This window comes from Parasutterella secunda, from assembly GCF_024733725.1.
Taxonomy (GTDB): Bacteria; Pseudomonadota; Gammaproteobacteria; order Burkholderiales; family Burkholderiaceae_F; genus Aphodousia; species Aphodousia faecalis.
This window is the reverse complement of record NZ_JANRHP010000001.1, coordinates 362,698-382,002: the sequence shown is the minus strand read 5'-3', so window position 1 is coordinate 382,002 and position 19,305 is coordinate 362,698. Positions and strand designations below refer to the sequence as shown.

Annotated in this window: 17 protein-coding genes; 3 read left to right on the top strand and 14 right to left on the bottom strand. The window is 42.0% G+C overall.

The window, feature by feature from the left end:
• Positions 1-4: 4 nt before the first annotated feature.
• The 9 genes from NW199_RS01755 to NW199_RS01715 form a co-directional block, all read right to left on the bottom strand.
• Positions 5-1,564 carry an ABC transporter permease subunit gene (locus NW199_RS01755; protein WP_258333447.1) on the bottom strand — a complete coding sequence of 520 codons (1,560 nt, stop codon included), beginning with the start codon at positions 1,562-1,564 and terminating at the stop codon, positions 5-7.
• Positions 1,564-2,574, bottom strand: a complete 1,011-nt coding sequence (locus NW199_RS01750; RefSeq protein ID WP_258333446.1) for an ABC transporter ATP-binding protein — start codon at positions 2,572-2,574, stop codon at positions 1,564-1,566. Before NW199_RS01750 ends, NW199_RS01755 begins: the two co-directional genes overlap by 1 nt.
• A 4-nt stretch (positions 2,575-2,578) precedes the next feature.
• The gene (locus NW199_RS01745; protein ID WP_258333445.1) at positions 2,579-3,574 is read right to left on the bottom strand and encodes an extracellular solute-binding protein; all 996 of its coding nucleotides are present in this window, start codon (positions 3,572-3,574) and stop codon (positions 2,579-2,581) included.
• Entirely contained in the window at positions 3,571-4,056 is a 486-nt protein-coding gene (locus NW199_RS01740; RefSeq protein WP_022473761.1) for an adenylyltransferase/cytidyltransferase family protein, read from the bottom strand. The genes NW199_RS01745 and NW199_RS01740 overlap by 4 nt, the downstream gene beginning before the upstream one ends.
• Before the next feature lie 196 nt (positions 4,057-4,252).
• Positions 4,253-5,053 (bottom strand): PI-PLC domain-containing protein, encoded by an 801-nt coding sequence (locus NW199_RS01735; RefSeq protein ID WP_258333444.1) that lies wholly within the window; start codon positions 5,051-5,053, stop codon positions 4,253-4,255.
• Between the two features lie 21 nt (positions 5,054-5,074).
• Complete coding sequence (gene nadX / locus NW199_RS01730; RefSeq protein WP_258333443.1) at positions 5,075-5,878, bottom strand: aspartate dehydrogenase; 804 nt, start codon at positions 5,876-5,878, stop codon at positions 5,075-5,077.
• Positions 5,879-5,901: 23 nt separating this feature from the next.
• A complete protein-coding gene (locus tag NW199_RS01725; RefSeq protein WP_022473758.1) occupies positions 5,902-6,741 on the bottom strand; it encodes a lipopolysaccharide kinase InaA family protein in 840 nt (279 codons plus the stop codon).
• A 43-nt stretch (positions 6,742-6,784) separates the two neighbouring features.
• Complete coding sequence (xth, locus tag NW199_RS01720; RefSeq protein ID WP_258333442.1) at positions 6,785-7,570, bottom strand: exodeoxyribonuclease III; 786 nt, start codon at positions 7,568-7,570, stop codon at positions 6,785-6,787.
• A 9-nt stretch (positions 7,571-7,579) separates the two neighbouring features.
• The gene (locus tag NW199_RS01715) at positions 7,580-9,619 is read right to left on the bottom strand and encodes a M3 family metallopeptidase (RefSeq protein ID WP_258333441.1); all 2,040 of its coding nucleotides are present in this window, start codon (positions 9,617-9,619) and stop codon (positions 7,580-7,582) included.
• Positions 9,620-9,701: 82 nt separating this feature from the next.
• Between NW199_RS01715 and NW199_RS01710 the strand changes: the two genes are divergently transcribed.
• From NW199_RS01710 to NW199_RS01700, 3 genes are read left to right on the top strand one after another with little or no spacing between them, the layout of a single operon-like run.
• Positions 9,702-11,165 carry an MBOAT family O-acyltransferase gene (locus tag NW199_RS01710; RefSeq protein WP_258333440.1) on the top strand — a complete coding sequence of 488 codons (1,464 nt, stop codon included), beginning with the start codon at positions 9,702-9,704 and terminating at the stop codon, positions 11,163-11,165.
• A gap of 6 nt (positions 11,166-11,171) precedes the next feature.
• Positions 11,172-12,344, top strand: a complete 1,173-nt coding sequence (locus NW199_RS01705; RefSeq protein WP_258333439.1) for an alginate O-acetyltransferase AlgX-related protein — start codon at positions 11,172-11,174, stop codon at positions 12,342-12,344.
• A gap of 49 nt (positions 12,345-12,393) precedes the next feature.
• Positions 12,394-14,394 carry an acyltransferase family protein gene (locus tag NW199_RS01700; RefSeq protein ID WP_249091956.1) on the top strand — a complete coding sequence of 667 codons (2,001 nt, stop codon included), beginning with the start codon at positions 12,394-12,396 and terminating at the stop codon, positions 14,392-14,394.
• Between the two features lie 11 nt (positions 14,395-14,405).
• On the opposite strand, the gene rfbA is transcribed toward NW199_RS01700, so the two are convergent.
• The 5 genes from rfbA to NW199_RS01675 are packed head-to-tail and all read right to left on the bottom strand — an operon-like array spanning position 14,406 to position 19,299.
• Entirely contained in the window at positions 14,406-15,275 is an 870-nt protein-coding gene (gene rfbA / locus NW199_RS01695; RefSeq protein WP_249091955.1) for a glucose-1-phosphate thymidylyltransferase RfbA, read from the bottom strand.
• 12 nt (positions 15,276-15,287) lie between these two features.
• Positions 15,288-16,187, bottom strand: coding sequence for a dTDP-4-dehydrorhamnose reductase (rfbD, locus tag NW199_RS01690; protein ID WP_258333438.1), 900 nt, complete (start codon positions 16,185-16,187; stop codon positions 15,288-15,290).
• 7 nt (positions 16,188-16,194) lie between these two features.
• Complete coding sequence (gene rfbB / locus NW199_RS01685; protein WP_258333437.1) at positions 16,195-17,256, bottom strand: dTDP-glucose 4,6-dehydratase; 1,062 nt, start codon at positions 17,254-17,256, stop codon at positions 16,195-16,197.
• Positions 17,257-17,270: 14 nt separating this feature from the next.
• Positions 17,271-17,819: a dTDP-4-dehydrorhamnose 3,5-epimerase gene (gene rfbC / locus NW199_RS01680; protein WP_258333436.1), complete on the bottom strand. Its 549-nt coding sequence runs from the start codon at positions 17,817-17,819 to the stop codon at positions 17,271-17,273.
• Positions 17,820-17,823: 4 nt separating this feature from the next.
• A complete protein-coding gene (locus NW199_RS01675) occupies positions 17,824-19,299 on the bottom strand; it encodes a CgeB family protein (RefSeq protein ID WP_258333435.1) in 1,476 nt (491 codons plus the stop codon).
• Between the last annotated feature and the right edge of the window lie 6 nt (positions 19,300-19,305).

Sequence of the window (19,305 nt, the reverse complement as noted above, 5' to 3'; positions counted from 1 at the left end):
TACATCATTTTGTTTGAGAGATTTGCAAAACAATTATTCTGACTGCCAGTGCGGAGACAAAAATCAAAGTTGACATGGCGGCTCCTTCGGAAATAAAACCGCTGTCAATCATTTGAATCGCTGCCACGGCAGCGGGCATTGTCTCCGGCGTATACAAAAACACCACCGCAGAAATCGTTGTCAGGGCGGAGGCGAAAAGATAACAGAATACCTCACCAAGCCCAGTTTTGCATAACGGCAAAATAACTAGCCTGATAGTCGAAAGGGGACTCACTCCTAAACTTTCTCCCACGGTTTCGTAACGGGGATCAATTTGGCTGAAAGTATTGCCGGCTGTGATATGGGCGACGGTGTAAAGGTGAATGAGGGTATTAAACACCAATAAAGTCATGGCACCTGTGGCACTTGCGAAAATCGAGCAGCCGGAAAAAGCTAAAGCGAACGCTAGGCCCAACACCGTACCCGGAATACAAAGGGGAAGAAGAGCGGTGGCCGAAAAAAGTTTTGTGAGGGCGGGCGGGATGTTTTTGACGCGTCGAGTCAAGTAAGCGCCGACAAAACTCACAATGGTGCCGATGGTCGCGACGCTGGTTGCCAATATGAAACTATTTATCCAGGGATCAATGCCATAGGTGGAATTTTTAAAGCTGTAATTGGCGAGAGTCATCTCGGGGACATAAGGCCAGAATGTCACAAACGAGCCATAGATGACAACAAGCACACACGAGGCTTCGAATATAAGAAAGAGCCAGGCAGTGATACTCCAGCCGATGGGATGCTCAGAGAAGGGACGGGCGGGGATATCACCCGGTTGAGCAACAGTCATCGGATACTTGGATGTGAAATAAAAAGCCAGGATGCAAGGCAGCATCAGCCATAAACTCAGAAAGCCCGCGGCGGCCCAGTCTTGATTGCCGATGGCTTGGTTATAAATTTCGGTGGCAAGCATGCTGAAGCTGCCGCCTAAGAGCTTTGGGACACCGAAGTCAGTGACCGTCAAAACAAAGGCAATTAAAAAGGCGTTAATGAGTCCTGCGCGGCAATGAGGAAGAATAATGGTTAAGAAGCCCTTTAGCGGCGAGGCTCCCAGTGAGCGGGCGGCCAATATCAGGCCGGCATCTAACCTTTCAAGACTTAAGAGCAATTGCAAAGTGGCATGAGGAAGTGTGAAAACAAGCGCTCCCAAAAAGACCCCGGTAGCACCGTAAAGGGGCGTTTGAATAATCAAGCCGTTGTTGCCGATCAAATAGATAAGACCGATGGCGGGCATGACCGATGGGGCAAAAAGCGCGATGGGGAAAATGGTTCTTGCGGTTTTGGATGCAAAACCTTTGGTGTTTACGATCGTGTAGGCGATTGTAAATCCTGCAACACAGGCTGAAAGGCCAACGGCAAGGCCCATGACCATCGTATTAAAAAAGGCCCTCAGATTAAAACCCGTTATAAATGAAGTCAGTGCCGGTCCATCGGACAAAGTTGAGAAAAGACTTATCGCGGCAGGCAAGAGCCCGGCAAGTAAAAATAAAATGCAAAGAGTCAGAAGGGATGCGGCGTGTTTGAGCATCAGTCCTGCTCCCAGGTGTGCCAACGTTCTTGAGGCAGTCTTATCGCATAAAGTTCGCCGATGGATAACGAGTCGGCTAACGGTGATGTGCGGGGAATACGGGCAGAAATTTTTGTTTTAAAGTCATTTAAAAGGAAATGCGCCAAGACGCTTTCCCCTGAAAATTCTTTGGCTAATAACTCCGCCGTAAAGGTCAATGCTTCACTTAAAGTTCTTTCAGTAGCCTCAAAGACTTCAACATCACTGTGGCGGATGCCGGTGAGTTTACCGTTATTGATTGCGGGTACACGAATGAGATTCATGCCGCCGGCAAAGGTCGCTACAAAAGGCGAGGCCGGATGATCAAATATCGCTTGAGGTGTGCCGGCTTGTTCTACTTTGCCGTTATGAATAATGACGATGAAATCCGAAAGCGAAAGGGCTTCATTTCGGTCATGCGTCACCATCACGGTTGTAATGCCGGCTTTTTGTTGGATTTCACGTAATTCGCGCCCGATGGTTAAGCGGTTTTGAGCGTCAAGCGCAGACAGCGGCTCATCCAAAAGCAAAAAACGAGGATTGATGGCCAAAGCACGTGCAATAGCCACACGTTGCTTTTGACCACCCGATAGCTCATGAGGATAACGGTTTTGAAGTTCTTCCAAATGAGTCAGTGACAAGAGGTGCGTGAGCTTTTCTTCCTTAACCGTTTCATCAACTTTACTGGAGACGCCATAAAGAATATTGTCCCTAACCGTAAGGTTGGGGAAAAGCGCATAGTGTTGAAAAACAATGCCGGCTTTACGGTTGGGCAAGGCAATATTGGTAATGTCTTCATCACCGAAGATGATTCTGCCTTTTGTCGCTTTTTCAATTCCGGCTAAAACCATAAGAAGCGTTGTTTTACCGCTTCCCGACGGTCCCAAAATGCTGGTAAAGGCACCTAATGGAATCGAGAGATTAATCTCGGAGAGCACGTGCGTGGAGCCGAATGATTTGCTTAAGTTTTCAATCAATAATTGGTTATCCATGGGCTCACCTTGATGCGATGCTTTGCCATTGATCGGTTATGGTCTTTTTTTCAATGGCCGCTTGTCTGAAATCCAAAGTCAAAAATCGGGAAACCAGTTTTTTGCCGGTTTCAGTTGAATAGCGGTCAATTGAGGAAATGCCGCTAAACGAAGCGGCAATGTCGGCGACGGGTTTGGATGCACAAAAGTCAAGAAAACGCTTGGCCAAAACCGGATGTGGACTGCCTTTGGGCAAGGCGCAGCCTTCAGCGTCCCAAGCGATGCCTTCTTGTGGCTCAACGGTGATCACCGGTATAGAAAAGCGCATAAAGGGTCTGACAAAAGCCTCTGAGGTAAGCGCAATTGGAATTTCACCTTGAGCGGCCATGGCGGCTGGCCTTGCGCCCGAAGCCGTATAAAAAAGAATATTTTCGTGAAGCTTTTCAATGTAGCGCCAACCGACTTTTTCACCCTTTGCCTGAAGCCACCCCATCAAAAACATAAAGCCAGTGCTTGACGCGACTGGGTTTGGCATGACAATTCGGCCTTTATAGATGGGATTAAGAAGATCGTCCCAAGTCTTTGGTACCGGAAGTTGGTACTTTTCCATTAGTTCAGTGTTAACGCAAATTGATCCGCCCCAAGCGTTAATGCCAAACCATGAAAAATCCCGGGCTCTCATTTTTGAATTGATGGCAGATGCGTTTTGGGGACTGTAGGAATCTAATAGCCCGGCCTGATTGAGCCTTTCCAGAGCAATGGCAGAAAGCCCTAAAATGACATCGGCTTTGGGATTGTCTTTTTCGGCCATAAGCCTAGCCGAAATGGGGCCTGCTGAGTCACGAATGTAGGTAATCTCAATATCGGGGTTTTCTTTTTCAAAGGCCTCTTTATAAAGAGGCAAAAACTCCGGTTCCACTGCTGTGTAGACAAGAAGTCTCTCTTTGGCCGAAACGCAGGATGCGTTTGCCAAAAATAAAAGGACAATGAAAGAAAGGAGAGCTTGAAGTACTCGGCTCATTCGAGTCGGAATTCCTTTTTGATGGACTCAATCAAGAAACGGGCGACTTTATCCGAGGCCTTGGAGGGCTTCGCATCTGTGTTCATTTCAATTAAACTATCCAAAACCCGCTCTCTGAGCGTAGAAGAACTTACGCCTTCTGTGCGTGGGAAAATCACGAGATTTTCCTCAGGAATATGGTTAGAGTTGTCTGCGCCGTGCACCAAAAGGTCGCAGTGGTGTTCTTTCATGTAGTCAAAAGAAATAAGCCAAGGACTGGGAACCACTTCTGAGACGTATTTGATGGACTCTAAAATTTCTTTTCGTTCTTCGAAATTTAATTCCGGGGTATAGCCTTTTTTCTGTTTAATTTCATCATCAGTGGTCAGGGCAACAACCACATCGCCAATTTCAGAGGCCTTCTTTAAAAGACGGATATGACCGTGATGGATGAGTGTGGCGGACATATCGACCATGACGCGCGGGCGTTTTTTCTCAGACATCGCAACTCCTTGGTTTTGTGCTCTTTGAGAATGCTACTCTCACTCGTTTGTTAAAAGAGAATAATTCTCGAAATATAGTCCTAAATTTTATTTTTGGCGTGAAAATAGTGTCAAAACAATTGCTCTACTAGCATCAAAGAAAGAATAAACGCCCTTGTACTATTTGATTCCTATTGTTTCCCATTAAAGCGAAAAACTATTTTTCATCAACATAGAAAAGCGCGTTTAGTTGTAGAAAATCAGTGGGGATGTCTTTGGCGTTTTTAAATCCTGTGATCAATAACAGTCCGCCTTCTTTACAGTACTTTTGCAGGTAAGGATCATTAGGATCGATGCCATCGTCCAAAACAAGAATCTTGATGCCGAGTTCTTCAATAATTTCCTTATCGTAACCATCAAAAGCCACATAGGGGAATCCTGCGGCGCGGGCTGCAATGTAACGGTAAGGTGTAGTTGTTTCAATAATCATTTGCTCAGGGCGAGGACATTCCTGAAGCATTTTTGAATAGTCTTCTCCCTTGTCAATATCAATCATCACATGAGGATATTTATCCAAAATTTCATCAATATCGGCTAGTAAAAGCGGGGTGTAGCGATTGAGAATTTTACGCTCACGAATTTGAGAAACCATTGGGGGAATTAACCATTGGTATGGATGACCGGTATTGTCGTTAAAGTCATCAATGTAGTGTGCACCAAAATAGTGACCGTCCAAAGAAAGTCTTAAATCAAATTCAATGAAACGATAGCCATCGTCAATGGCCTGAATGAAAGCTTCAGATGAGTTGGTATATCGAATGCCATCAATAGCGCCTCCGGCATGCGCGATGTATCTATTTTCACCGATATTCAAAATAGGCGCTGGTTTAAGATCAAGCAGACCTAAATGATAGGCAAGACCGTAGTGCCATTTGTAAGAGTGTGCGGTTGCCCAGAGCAAAATAATGGCAAAAATGACACCAACAAGAACAAAGGGGCGGATGACGAATCGCTTCATATCGGTTAAGGGAATGTTGCTTTAGAAAAATTGTACAGGGGAGGCTAAATTTTTCAGTAAAGCGACAACACTCCAAGCTGTTGAGGTACTGGATTTGGGGTTGGCGGGATCGGGCTTGCTCGCCACTGTCAACTCTGCTCGCATGAGATTATTTTTGAGACGGATACGGTGAATGTTTTCAGTGCTGTCCGGGTCGCCTGTAATTTGAACCGTGGCATCATAAAGAGTTCCGGAAGCCAAAGCGGCGGCAACCGCGACATTGACATTTTTAGGAAAGCCATTGATAGCGTCAGGTACGGACCCGGTAAAAATTACCTCTTTTTTGTCTGAAGCGAGAGTTTCACCGTTTAGATAGGGAGCGCCTTCCAAGCTTTTAGGTGCTTTTGTGTTACTGATCACCACTTCCACATTGCCCATTAAAGCAAACGTTTGCATTAAGTCCAAAGCACCGATTGCTCCATTGGGCAGATAGACCTTGCGGTGGCTTTCTTTTGCTGTTGCTTCAAGGTGTTTTCTAAAAGCATCATCAGCCAATGCTCCAATTGAAGCAATCACAAGATCGGAGCCATGTTCAAGAACACGTTGGGCGTATTCTTTCACGGCTTCCCTGCCGGCAAATTCAACAACAATGTCAGGAAAGCTTGAGAGGAGATCATCAAGCGTAGCACAGGCATCAGCATCCAAAGACTCAGCTAATTCGTTGGCATGCTCTTCATGACGGGCCATTACGGCGACAATGCGATAGTCGTCAGAAAGCAGTCTTTGCGTTTCTCTGCAGAAAATATGAGCCAGCGCCCCAGCGCCGATTACTGCCACTGTTTTCATATGAGAGGACTCCTTAAGAAGAATTAACCGAAATCGTGTTTGAGTTTAATTTTTTTGAGCCAATAACTGTAATAAGACGGTAAAAAAGTCTGGACATCAGTGCCGTAGGCATCGGCCAATACCTGGGCAATTTCAGGAGCGTTCCTGAAGTAATCCTGTGTTTGGGGCATGTCATCGACTGTGAGAATAAAAGATGATAACAGTCGTCCCAAATCTCGGATGATCCATTTTTGAGGTGTTTGACCGGAAAACACCATGGCGGAATCCAGGTCCCAAAAGCCCATGGAGTCACCTTGGACATAAAAATTGGCCAGTTTTATATCACCGTGGGTGATACCGGCATCGTGAAGGCGTCTTAATAAGCGGCCGGCATTTTGCAACAACTCATAGCTATTCGGTTGACTCCGTAAAACTTTATCAGCGGTATAGGCATCCTTAAGAGCTTCGGTAATAATGTAAGAGTCCGAAATAAGTTGTAGTGTTCGTCTCTCTCCCACAGCTAGAACTTTAGGAGTTCCAAGTCCGGCTTCTTCAAGTTTTTTTGCGACTACAGCAGTCCAAAAACTGCGGGAGGGTTGTAAAAAATAACGGAAACGGAGTCCAAAAGCTTTTTGGTGAAAACGAACATGTTTGCCGAACACAAGCGTTTCACCAGCCTTAAATAGACTGGCGGTTGATTTCTTAGAGTGCTTTTGGACATTTCCTTCTTCAATTAAGCTATCAAGCTTGGGGGCTACCTCTAGTAATGCGGCTTGCTCATCAGAAGGCAAAACATGGTACTCAAGATTGCCAATCCTGAGAGACTTCGTTCCGTAAGAAGGCTTAAGAAGCGAGGTTAGTTCTGAACTCCAACGTGTATACATAGCTCTTCCATAAACAGATATCAACTTCAATTATCTGCTTCTTTTAAATTTCAATCCAATAGGGAGTGTGATCACTGGGTTTTGGCCATTTGCGGGGGGCTTTATCAATGTCCGCGGCTTTGACTTTGGACTTTAACGCATTGGAAACCAAAATATGGTCAATTCGCAAGCCATGATTTTTCTGGAAACCCAGCATCCGATAATCCCACCATGTGTAGCGCTTTTCGGGTTGATCGAAAAGTCGGAAAGAATCAGAAAGCCCGAGAGACAGGAGGTTATTGAAAGCTTGACGTTCTTGAGGAGAAACCAAAATATTGCCTTCCCACCCCTTGGGATCCCAGACATCACGGTCATCGGGGGCAATATTAAAGTCGCCCAAAAGCGCCAATTGGGAGTATTCACTCAATTGATTATTTAACCAATGATTAAGAGCGGCCAGCCATGCGAGTTTATAGGTAAATTTGTCCGATCCCACCTCTGAGCCATTGGGGAAATACCCACAGACAATCCGAATGTCTCCTGATTCTGTTTTAAAAGTGCAGGCAATCAGGCGCTTTTGCTCATCAGGAAACGTGGGAATATTTTTTTGAATGGATTCCGGCTCTCCCAATTTATCTTTTCGGTAGACAATCGCCACGCCGTTATACGTTTTTTGTCCTGACCAGACTGCGCCGAATCCGTTATCTTCAAGAGCCTGGATCGGAAAGAGATCGTCGGTCATTTTGAGTTCCTGCAAACATAAAATGTCCGTTTTGGACTGGTCAAGCCAGTCCAAAACATGAGGAAGTCTCATTTTGAGAGAATTGACGTTCCAGGTGGCAATTTTCATACGGCCTCCTTACTTGGCAATAGGTTTAATGCCACTGTGTCGGAGCAGGGCGTCAATTTTAGGAGCGCGTCCTCGGAAAGCAATAAACGAATCCATTGCAGGACGGGAACTGCCCACGGCCAGTACTTCATTTAACCATTTTTTGCCGGTTTCGGGATTTAATACCCCGGTTTCTTCAAATAAGGAGAAAGCATCACTGCTTAACACTTCAGCCCACTTGTAGCTGTAGTAGCCTGCCGCGTAGCCGCCCGCGAAAATGTGGCTGAAAGAATTGGGAAAGCGGTTGTAGTCGGGCTGTTGAGTAACGGCGACTTCCTCACGAACTTGGGCCAAAAGATCAAGAATGTTGTCTTTCTGACTATCAAACTCAGTGTGAAGCAGCATATCGAAGAGCCCAAACTCAAGCTGGCGCACCATGGCCATGGCACTTTGGAAATTCTTGGCGGCAAGCATCTTGTCGTATAGCGACCGTGGAAGCTTCTCACCGGTTTGTACGTGGCTTGTAAGGCTTTCAAGCACAGTCCAATCCCAGGCGAAATTTTCCATAAATTGACTCGGGCACTCCACAGCATCCCATTCCACACCGTTGATACCGCTGGCGGATGGCTCTTCAATGCGGCTTAACATATGGTGTAAGCCGTGTCCAAATTCATGGAAAAGTGTGAGCACATCATCGTGCGTGAGAAGCGCAGGCTTGTCGCCAACAGGTTTGGCAAAGTTGCAGACCAGATATGCAACGGGTGTTTGTAATGATCCGTACAAACGGTTTCTTGTTCGGTCGTTATCCATCCAAGCGCCGCCTCTCTTATTGGGGCGAGCATAGAGGTCGACATAAAACTGCGCAATCTTTTCACCCTGATCGTTTTCAATCCGGAAGAATTGAACATCAGGGTGCCAGACCGGAGCGTTGTCTTTAACAATGCGGATGTTAAAGAGCGTTTGCACCAGCCCAAATAGACCGTTAAAGACAGCGGGAAGTGTGAAGTATTGCTTAACCTCTTGGTCTGAATAGGCGTAACGAGCTTCTCGAAGCTTTTCGCTTGCATAGGGAAGATCCCAACTTTGAGGATCGGCAATACCAAGGTTGTCTTTAGCAAAAGCTTTAACCTCAGCCATGTCCGCCTTGGCTTGAGGCAAGCTTTTTTGAGCAAGATCTCGTAAAAAGGCTACAACTTCTTGTGGCGTTTTCGCCATCTTGGTTGCCAAAGACACTTCGCCGTAATTTTTGTAACCTAAAAGTCTGGCTTCCTGAGCGCGCAATTCTACAATGCGGCGCATCACATCGTTGTTGTTGAATTTGCCATCAAAGTCCAATTCAGAAGCCCGAATGACATAAGCGTGATAAAGCGTTTCGCGCAATTTTCTATTTTGGGCGTACTGTAAAACAGCTAAATAATGGGGGATTTGTAGCGTGATTCGGTAGCCTTCTTGATTGGCCGCTTGAGCTGTTTCTTTAAAGGCAGCAATGTCATCGGCAGGGATGCCGGCCAACTCTTTTTCATCGTCAACCAAAAGACCGTAAGCATTGGTGGCATCCAATAAGTTTTCGGAGAACTTCTGGCTTTCTTGAGCTAACGTTTCTTTAACTGTTTTAAGTTCAGCCTTTCTATCTTCTGGTAAGAAAGCACCGGCTAACTTAAAGTCAATCAATTCTTCATTGATGATGCGTTGGCGAACGGCAGAGAGATTTTTAAAACCGTCACTTTCTTTAATCGCTTTGTATTTTTGAGAAAGCGAACTTTGTGATAAGCCAATCCAAAATTGAGTGACAATCGGTAAAGCTTCGTTATAGGCTTTACGAAGTTCCGATTCATCACACACGCTCATTAGGTGACTGACCGCGCCCCAGGCGCGAGACAGGGCAAGTGTCTTTTTTTCTAATGGGGTGATGACATCATCCCATGTGGCAGGGGTCAAATCCTGAGTAACGATGCTTAAAGTCTCTTGAGCGTCGGCAATCAAAGATTTCATTGCGGGGACGACGTGCTCAGGTTTGATAGCTGGAAAATCAATTAAATCGTTGATGGATAAAAGAGGGTTGTTGCTCATGATGTAAACCTATAAATAAAACAGGTCAATATTACAGTTCCTGATGTGATTTTGTTTTCATTTGAATGGAATTTGTGTTGATTTGTATAACAAACTGGGTAAACTTCGGTTCAGTTTCGTATTAGCTGTATTTTTAGAGATGGTTTTTTCCTCTACAACTTTTCTTTTTTTCTTTTTGCCAGTTTTTCTTCTTGCTGATTTAATCAGTAATAAGTCCTACTTTCGCAATGCGTTATTAATTTTTACGAGTCTGTTGTTTTATGTGTGGGGCGAAGCAACGGGTGTTTTTTTATTGGTCATACTGGCTTTTATTAATCTTCTTTTCGGAAGACGGATTGCAAATGTTTCTTCTGCAAAAATTAAGAAGATTTATCTAGTTGCGGGTATTTTTACTAATCTGACAGTTCTTTTTTATTTCAAATATTTATTTTGGGTTCTTAGTCAATTTTTAGTTTTCTGTGACTTACTTGGTTTAGGTTGGGGGGCAGTACTTCCCAATCTAGACAGCCCACACTTACCTCTAGGGATTAGTTTTTTCGTATTTCATGGGATCAGCTATCTTATTGATTTGTACAATAGAAAGGTCGGCGACTACAAAACAACGGATTTCTTAACTTATTTCTTCATGTTCCCTCACCTTGTCGCTGGTCCCATTGTTCGTTTCGAGTCAGTCAGACAAGATATCCAAAACAGAAAACGCGATTGGGATTTATTCACGTGGGGAGTCTTTCGATTTATTTTAGGAATCAATAAAAAAGTATTAATTGCAAATTCAGTAGCCCCAATTGCAGATATTTGTTTTTATTCTAACGGTCAGTTGACAATGGCCGATGCTTGGTTGGGGGCTCTTGCCTATACGGTTCAAATTTATTTTGATTTTTCTGGATATTCTGACATGGCTATTGGCTTGGCAGCGATGATGGGTATTCGTTTTCAGGAAAACTTTCTCGCACCTTACAGAAGCCAAAGTATTAAAGAATTTTGGAGACGTTGGCACGTTTCGCTTTCTACGTGGTTCAGGGACTACTTGTATTTCCCACTTGGGGGTAGTCGCTGCTCGAAGTTATTGACCTATAGAAATTTAGTCATTGTATTTGTCTTATGCGGACTTTGGCATGGAGCCCAGTGGACGTTTTTAATCTGGGGCCTTTTTCATGGTTGTCTTTTAATATTGGAAAGAACTTCGTTTGCAACTTTTTTAACTTCACTGCCTGTGTTAGCCCAAAGATGCTACTGCATGTTAATGGTTGTGTTCGGATGGGTATTTTTTAGAGCCAATGATTTGTCTCAGGCAACCAGTTATTTCCAATCTATGTTTGGCTTCAATGGATTTGAATATCAAAATTCTTTCGGTACTGTGAACCTTGCTGTTTTATTTGTTGGATTGGCTATTTCATTGTGCTCAAAACAGTTATTTAATAACAGTGAGATTGAGGTTAAATCGTTTAATGCTTGCCTTTTTGGTGTAAATGTCGCTTTAGTATTGTTGTCTATGGCTATCCTCTATACAGGAGCGAGGAATCCGTTTATTTATTTCAATTTCTAAGACATCATGAAAAGAATTCTTGCTATTTTTACTGTCATTCTTTTTGTAGTACCGTTTTTTGGTAGCCTGCTCATTTTTGGAGAACAAAGCGGGGTATTTTTGCCTTCAGAGAATAGACAAGTAGTATCAATGACTGGAATAGATCGTTTTACATCTCATGGACTAAAGCGCTTTTTTGGTAATAAAAATCAATATATAGATGATCGTCTGATGGGCAAGGAAGAGTTAGTTCCCGTGTTAAACGAGCTACTTTTAGATCCTGAAAAGGTCTCTCGATTCGATTTAAGCAAGGGGCTTATCGGCAAGAATGAATGGATCTTTTTGGGAAATGACTATTCAAGAGTGATTGATAAACATTGCCAGGAAAACTTTCCCTTAGATAATTATGAATTCCAATCTTCAATTAATAAAATTGACTTACTAAAAAACACAACAGAGGGGTTGGGAGGCACTTATGTACTATTCATCGCTCCCGATAAGCACAATATCTATTGCGATGAATTGCCTCAGTGGCTTGGTGATACTTGTAAGAATTCAGAAATTTATACAAGAAAATTAATTAGCAAAATTGAAGATGAAACCTCTGTGAATGTCGTATATCCAGCGGTAGAACTAAAGTCGCAGATTTCAAAGGGACAATTGTTTCATAAGTCGGATACGCACTGGAATTTGTTGGGTGGAAAAGTTGGTTTTGTTGCTCTCATGAGAAACATGGAACGTCTCGGACTTATTCGAGATTTTCAAGAAATACCATTAATGGATTTAAAACAGATCCGGAATGAGAAGCTCGGAGATTTGGCACATATACTCGCTTTACCGAGTGGTTACAAGATCTCAAAAGATTTTGATTACCTTTTCCAACGTCCCGATCAGTTATTGGTTAGATGGAAAGAAGTGAATAAGAAAGAGGAACTGAAGCCTTTTACAGTTTCTTCAGGAAGTGCTCCCTCTAAGTTTTATGCTTACATGAAAAATGAATCGGCAATGTACAGAACAAAACTCTTGGTACTTTGTGATTCATTCAATAATGCCATGAGTCCGTATTTCAACCTATATTTTTCTGATGTTATGTACGTATCTAGACGTAGCTCAATGGATGAAAAGATCCGAGCGATTCAGAAATTTAAACCAACGATTGTGATTAATGAAATTGTTGAGAGAGATCTAGATAACTTTTAGGTTTATTTTACTTTTTAACAAAAAAATCATTAGTGGAATTTATTGAAAAATGAGCATTACAACCTCCCCCCAATCCTTTTCTCGTCCCAGGTATCGCCCTGATATAGATGGTATGAGAGCCTTGGCAATTTTGTCAGTTCTTATTTTTCACGCTTATCCAAACACTCTTCTAGGTGGTTTTGTAGGTGTTGATATTTTCTTCGTAATTTCAGGATATTTAATTTCAAACATTATTTTTCGTGGGTTGGCGTTAGGGTCATTTAGTTTTTTTGATTTTTATGCTAGGCGTGTTAGAAGAATTTTTCCTGCCGTAACCATCGTTTTATTAGGTAGCTTTCTACTTGGTTTTTTCTTTTTGAGACCAGAAGAATTTAAGGATTTAATTGCAGAGTCTCCCTATGCTGCTTTTTTTGTTGAAAATTGGCGATTGTATGTTACAACAGGGGGTTATTGGGAAGTCGCAACTGAACTTCAGCCTTTTATGCACTTTTGGTCCTTAGGTGTTGAGGAACAGTATTACATCTTTTACCCATTAATTTGCTTTTTGTTATGGAGAGTTAGTGCTAGAAAATTTTTAGCTAGTTTGGTTTTAATGTTTGTAATCTCTTGGGGGCTATGTCTTTACGATACCTCTTATGAGTCAGTTAGAGCCTTTTATTCTTTACATACGAGATTTTGGGAGTTACTTATTGGGGGAATTCTGGCCTATGTTGAGTTGATATGGCCGGACTATAAAAATTATTTATTGATGCCAACCAATGAAGGGGGCTCATACATAATCGACAATTTTTTGTCTTGTATTGGCTTTAGTCTTATCGTTTTTTCAATTTTTTTTATCGAGGAGGTGGACAGTTTCCCTGGTTGGAAAGCCTGTCTGCCAACCATTGGTGCAGTTCTGATTATTGCAGCAGGTTCAGAAGCTTTTCTTAATAAATATATTTTTGCCAATAAACTAGCTGTTTTTATAGGTTTAATAAGTTATCCACTATATTTGTGGCACTGGCCAATCATTTGTATTTTTAGAAATAATCTTGCAGGAGAAATTCCGAGCGGTTGGCTGATGTGCTTGTTGATTCTGTCTAGTTTTCTCCTAGCATACTTAACATACAATTTCGTCGAACGGCCCATGAGAAGTAAAAAAGCAACATGGAGTTTAGTGTTGGTACTTTTTGTTGTACTTCTTATCGTTTCACTGGGGTCAAAACAATTAATTCGACACAGCCAATCAATTGAAAAGGTTATTGATAACGGTATCCCCGACTCATTGCTTCAATTAAGAGAAGACTTAGATGAAAAGGAAAAGTCGGACGCTGTTTGTAAAGCTAAATTTGGAGAGGGTTTTGATGTTTGCCGTGCCACATCCCATAATCCATCAGTACTAATTTTGGGTGATTCCCACACTCATGTAATGTGGAAATATCTGAAAACGGTGAATGAGTTACCTGACTTTTATCTTCTAGGTAAAGATGCTTTTTTTACGTTTAAGGATGCCTATCTTATTAAAAGACAGGGCAAGAATAATGATTTAGCACGTCATTTTTGGAGTGTAATTGAAAATAGTCCAGAAATCGATAGTATCGTTTTACGTAGCTATTGGGGAAATTATCTGGCTCAATCACTTCATTCTGATCTTAACTCCGCCTGGAATTCTGAAGAGATTTTCCAATATCATTGGCGTGAAACTTTTAAGACATTGAAAGCCTTGAATAAAAAAGTTTTTGTGGTACTAGATAACCCTGTCTTACCGCCTACTTTGTTAAAGCGTTGCATTAGAACACAAAGGGTAAGCTTGTTGCCCGATAATGTGGAATGCAACGTAAACATCAATGAGATGAGATACACCTATAAATTTACACGGGAATTCTTAATTAAAGAAGCTGCCCATTGGGATAACGTTACTTTAATTGATCTGGAGAAAGAACTGTGTCAAAACGGAAAATGCCCAGTCTGGTTAAATGGTGAACTTTTATATGTTGATGATAACCATCTGTCGTTTTATGGCAACAAAAAAATATGGCCCTTAATTCAGAAGGCCGTTTGGGGTAAGTAAATAAAAAACTTCTAGTGGCACAGAGATTTTAAGTATTTGCCATATCTTGTTTTAATCAGCTCACTTGCTAACCGATCAAGCTCGTTTGAGGAAATCCATTGATTTTCAAATGCGATTTCCTCAGGGCTTCCGATTAAGATGCCTTGACGATTTTGAATTGTTGCAATGTAGCCTCCTGCATCCATTAAACTATCGTGTGTCCCGGTATCGAGCCAAGTGAAACCCCTGTGCATAATCTCAACCGTTAATTTTCCTTGTTTTAAGTAAGTTTCATTAACTGTTGTGATTTCAAGTTCTCCTCGGGCACTTGGTTTCACTTCCTTCGCAATATCGCAGACCGTGTTGTCATAAAAATAAAGGCCGGTCACAGCATATTGGGACTTGGGTTTTTGAGGTTTTTCTTCAATGGATATTGCTTTGAAATTCTTATCAAATTCAACAACACCATAGCGCTCAGGATCATTGACTTGATAGGCAAACACCGTTGCTCCGTCTTGTCGTTGATTGGCCCGAGATAGTAATTGATTTAAATACGCTCCGTGGAAAATATTGTCTCCAAGAATAAGAGCAGATGGATCATTTCCGATAAAGTCTTTCCCTAAAATAAAAGCTTGAGCAAGACCATCTGGACTGGGCTGAACGCAATATGAAATATTGATACCCCATTGGGAACCGTCTTTTAATAATTCTTCAAATCGGCCGATATCCCTCGGAGTGCTGATCACTAAAATATCTCGAATCTTGGCTTGCATTAAAGTGCTCAGCGGATAATAGATCATCGGTTTATCATAAATTGGCAACAACTGCTTACTGACCGTCAACGTAACCGGATAAAGTCTCGTTCCCGATCCACCGGCCAAAATAATGCCCTTACGACTCATTGTGTTACTCCTTTAAACTCCCGCTAGTTCTGTCAACACTCGTTTAGCATAAGTATTCCATGAATGAATACTTTGTTTTGGGAAAAGCCCCTTCAGTTTATTGTTATCTAAACGAGAGTTAAGCGGTCTTTTAGCAGGTGTCGGGTATTCTTCGCTAGGAATACCTTTAATATTTTGCACTGACAGAGTCAGTGGATAATTAAGTGCTCTAGCGTTAGAAATAATCCATTTGGCAAAATCGCACCAATTCGTTTCTCCATTGGGGACTAAATGATAGGTTCCCAATAGTGATTTTTCTCCACTTAAAACTCGCATGGCCAAAGCTGTGGAAACGTCAGCAATGAATTCAGCTGAGGTTGGCGTTCCAACCTGATCATTAACAACATTGAGTGATTCTTTTGTTTGACCTAATCTTAAAATGGTCTTTATGAAATTTTTCCCGTGAACCCCGTACACCCAACTTGTCCGAAAAATTAGAGAAGAGCAACCGGAATCCCGAATAACCTTTTCTCCTGCCAGTTTAGAGGCTCCGTAAACATTAACTGGAGATGGTATCGCATCTTCTGTTCGAGGAGTTAGCCCCGATCCATCAAATACGTAATCAGTACTGTAATGAATCAACAGAGCACCGACTTTTTTACAAGCACACGCCACAGGTTGGAGTGCTTGGGCATTAATTAAGTACGCTTCTTCGTTGTCCGTTTCAGCTTTGTCGACAGCCGTATAAGCAGCTGCATTGAAAACAGCATCGGGAGAGAAGTTTGATATAGCGATGGCTACTTTCTCTGGGCATGACAGATCTCCTCCCTCATCATGGCGTCCAAGGCAGAGAACCTCACCGTGAAGAGCGAGCGCTCTTTGCAATTCCCAACCTACTTGTCCGTTTTTTCCTAAGATGAGAAATCTTGCCATCGTATCTCTACCAGTTACCGTATTGTTTAGCTGTCCACTCGCGATATGCACCGCTTTGGACATTTTTGACCCAGTCTTGATGATCCAAGTACCACTGCACCGTTTTGTGAATGCCTGTCTCAAAACACTCTTTAGGTTTCCAACCCAACTGTGTTTGAAGTTTGGTTGAGTCAATTGCATAACGTCTGTCATGCCCCGGGCGGTCTTTCACATAAGTGATCAAGTTTGCGTAAGAACCATCCCGATGCGGTCTCATTTCATCCAAAATAGCGCAAATGGTCTTAACGATCGTGATGTTGTTTCTTTCGTTATGGCCACCTACATTATAGGTTTCGCCTATCTTTCCATTTTCAAGTACACAGCGAATAGCGGAACAATGGTCGCCAACGTATAGCCAGTCTCTAATATTGAGCCCATCTCCGTAGATCGGCAGCGGTTTACGAGCTAAGGCATTTGAAATAACTAAGGGGATTAACTTTTCCGGGAATTGGTATGGTCCGTAATTATTGGAACAATTGGTAGTTAAAACCGGAAAGCCGTAGGTATGAAACCAGGCGCGTACCGCATGATCACTGGAAGCTTTAGACGCAGAGTAAGGAGAATTTGGACGATAGGGAGTCTCTTCAGTAAAGGCCGGCTCGTCAAATGTAAGGCTTCCATAAACTTCGTCCGTACTAACATGTAAAAATCTGAAAGCTGAGCGCTCATTTTCAGAAAGCTCTTGATCGTAATAGGCCTTGGCACATTCTAAAAGGTTTAGCGTCCCCATCACATTCGTTTCAAAGAAAAGATCGGGACCAAAGATTGAGCGATCCACGTGGCTTTCAGCTGCAAAGTGAACGATTGCACGAGGTTTATATTTCGTAAGCAATGACGAAACCAATTCCTTATCACAGATATTGCCTTTCACAAAGATATGACGGGGATCATCTGTTAAGGATTGAAGATTTTCGAGGTTGCCAGCGTAAGTCAAGGCATCTAAATTAACAACAGGTTCATTGCTTTCTTTGAGCCAATCTAATACAAAGTTAGAACCAATAAATCCAGCTCCACCGGTAACAAGAATCATCTTGGTGTCCCCAATTAATCGAAAAGAATAGCATCCTTAAAGAAAGGAGCGGCTGCATCTTTTTCAGAAAGGCAAGGATTAACATCTAATGGCCATTGGATATTGAGCGTCGGATCGTCCCAACGAATAGAACCTTCAGACTCTTTATGCCAGTACTCGTTGGTTTTGTAGAAAACTTCTGCATAATCCGTCAGGGCTACAAAACCATGGGCAAAGCCCTCGGGTATCCAAAGTTGTTTTTTATTTTCTGCGCTTAGTTCAACTCCAACCCATTGACCAAATGTTGGAGAGGAGCGTCGAATGTCAACAGCGACGTCGAAAATGCTACCAACGATACAACGAACGAGTTTTGCTTGTGCATGGGGAGGAAGCTGAAAATGAAGTCCTCTCACCACTCCTTTTTTGCTTCTTGATTGATTGTCTTGAACAAAGATGATATCCGTTATTTGAGAGAAATCTCTTTTATTCCAAGACTCCATGAAAAAACCTCGAGCATCACCAAAGACTTTCGGTTCAATAATTTTTATCTCGTTTAATTTTGTCTCAGAGATTGAAATTGCCATAAAACTAATCCTTTAAACAAGGGCTATATGTAATCTTTTCGATTGTACCCTGATCAACCTTTTCGAAATTATCCCACAAACTGTATTTATCGCTATTTACAATCCGAGGGAGTTCATTCCAAGAGATAATTTGCGTGTATGCTATATTTGGTATAAAGGCTATGCCAGAGCATAGAATAGGATGATCAATATGTTGGCTAAGAAAGTATTTGGATAGCTGCTTCAAATACTCTTTTGAGCACTTTCCGTCAAAATCCACTGTTAGATAAGGTAAATCATTTTGTTTTGCTAGTAGACAAAGAAATTTTGTATTCAACTCGTTTTCTATCCACTTTGAGTGGTGACGCAATGTGCAGAAGGTAAAGTTTTCAGTAAAGTTAATTTGTTTCTCATTTCGTATCGATACATAACCTTCTTTGGGAGGGGGCAGGCATTTGGTTATCCATGTTTTACAGAAAGTATCAAACGAAATATATCCCAATGCGAGAAGCATTCTTGAGAAACCGAACCCAAAACGATCAAATTGTTTTTCTAGTTGGTCCCGGATAAAGATTCTTTGAGTTTTGTAGTTGTCATTGCTCAACCTTTCAGAAATCTTTGACCTTAGTTGGTCGTAATTGTTGGATTTCACAAAATCCACGAAGTCCGATAAATAATCGTATTCATTTTGATCATTCCCGTCCTCAGAAACGATGACAGCTCCAGCAGACAAACATTCAAAAATGCGAGTTGACTCCAACAAGGCGTTGTCGTAATTGTGCAAATTAACAATAACTTTAGAGTTGTGAATAGCCTCAATTGTTTGTTCACCGCAAATACTTTTAGCAATGTGGACATTGAAGTCTTTCCCTAATTTGGACAGAAATTCTTGTCGGTGTTCACTACTTGTAGAACCGTAAAACAAAACATCATGAAGTGGTTCTTGATTAGGCAAATGTTGTACTTTTGAAAAAATCGGAACGTAGAAGCAATTCTTTATTCCATAAGATTGAAGATACTCAAAATTTTTTTGTGAGTATTCCATAACAGCAATGGCATTTTTTAATAGTGATAGATAAGACTCTCTTCTAAAACGGTCACTGATTGCCAGTTGTTCCAGTTGAAAGACAAGGTAATATGGAGGTAACACTTTAAAATGCTGAGGAAAAAGAACAATATAGACTTGGTTATTTGAAAAGCCAGTTTTTGGCTCACTTCCGATGATGTTAGAGAGAATTCCCAATTCAGATAAATGATTTTGAATAAGTTTGCCATGGAACTGGAGGTACCTGGGACAAAGAATAGTAAATCTCTGAACGTAAAAATTGTTTGTTGTCTGGGCTTTTCCTGTTTTAAAAAAAACGTTTATCATGAGCCTGATTAGCTCAGCACTATACTTTCGGCTAAAAATATAATTAGACAAATTTTCAAATGTTGATGAACTGATGAGAGCGCGAGAATGCAAGTTCTTTCTTATGGATTTCATGGAAAAATTATTCATTTTTGT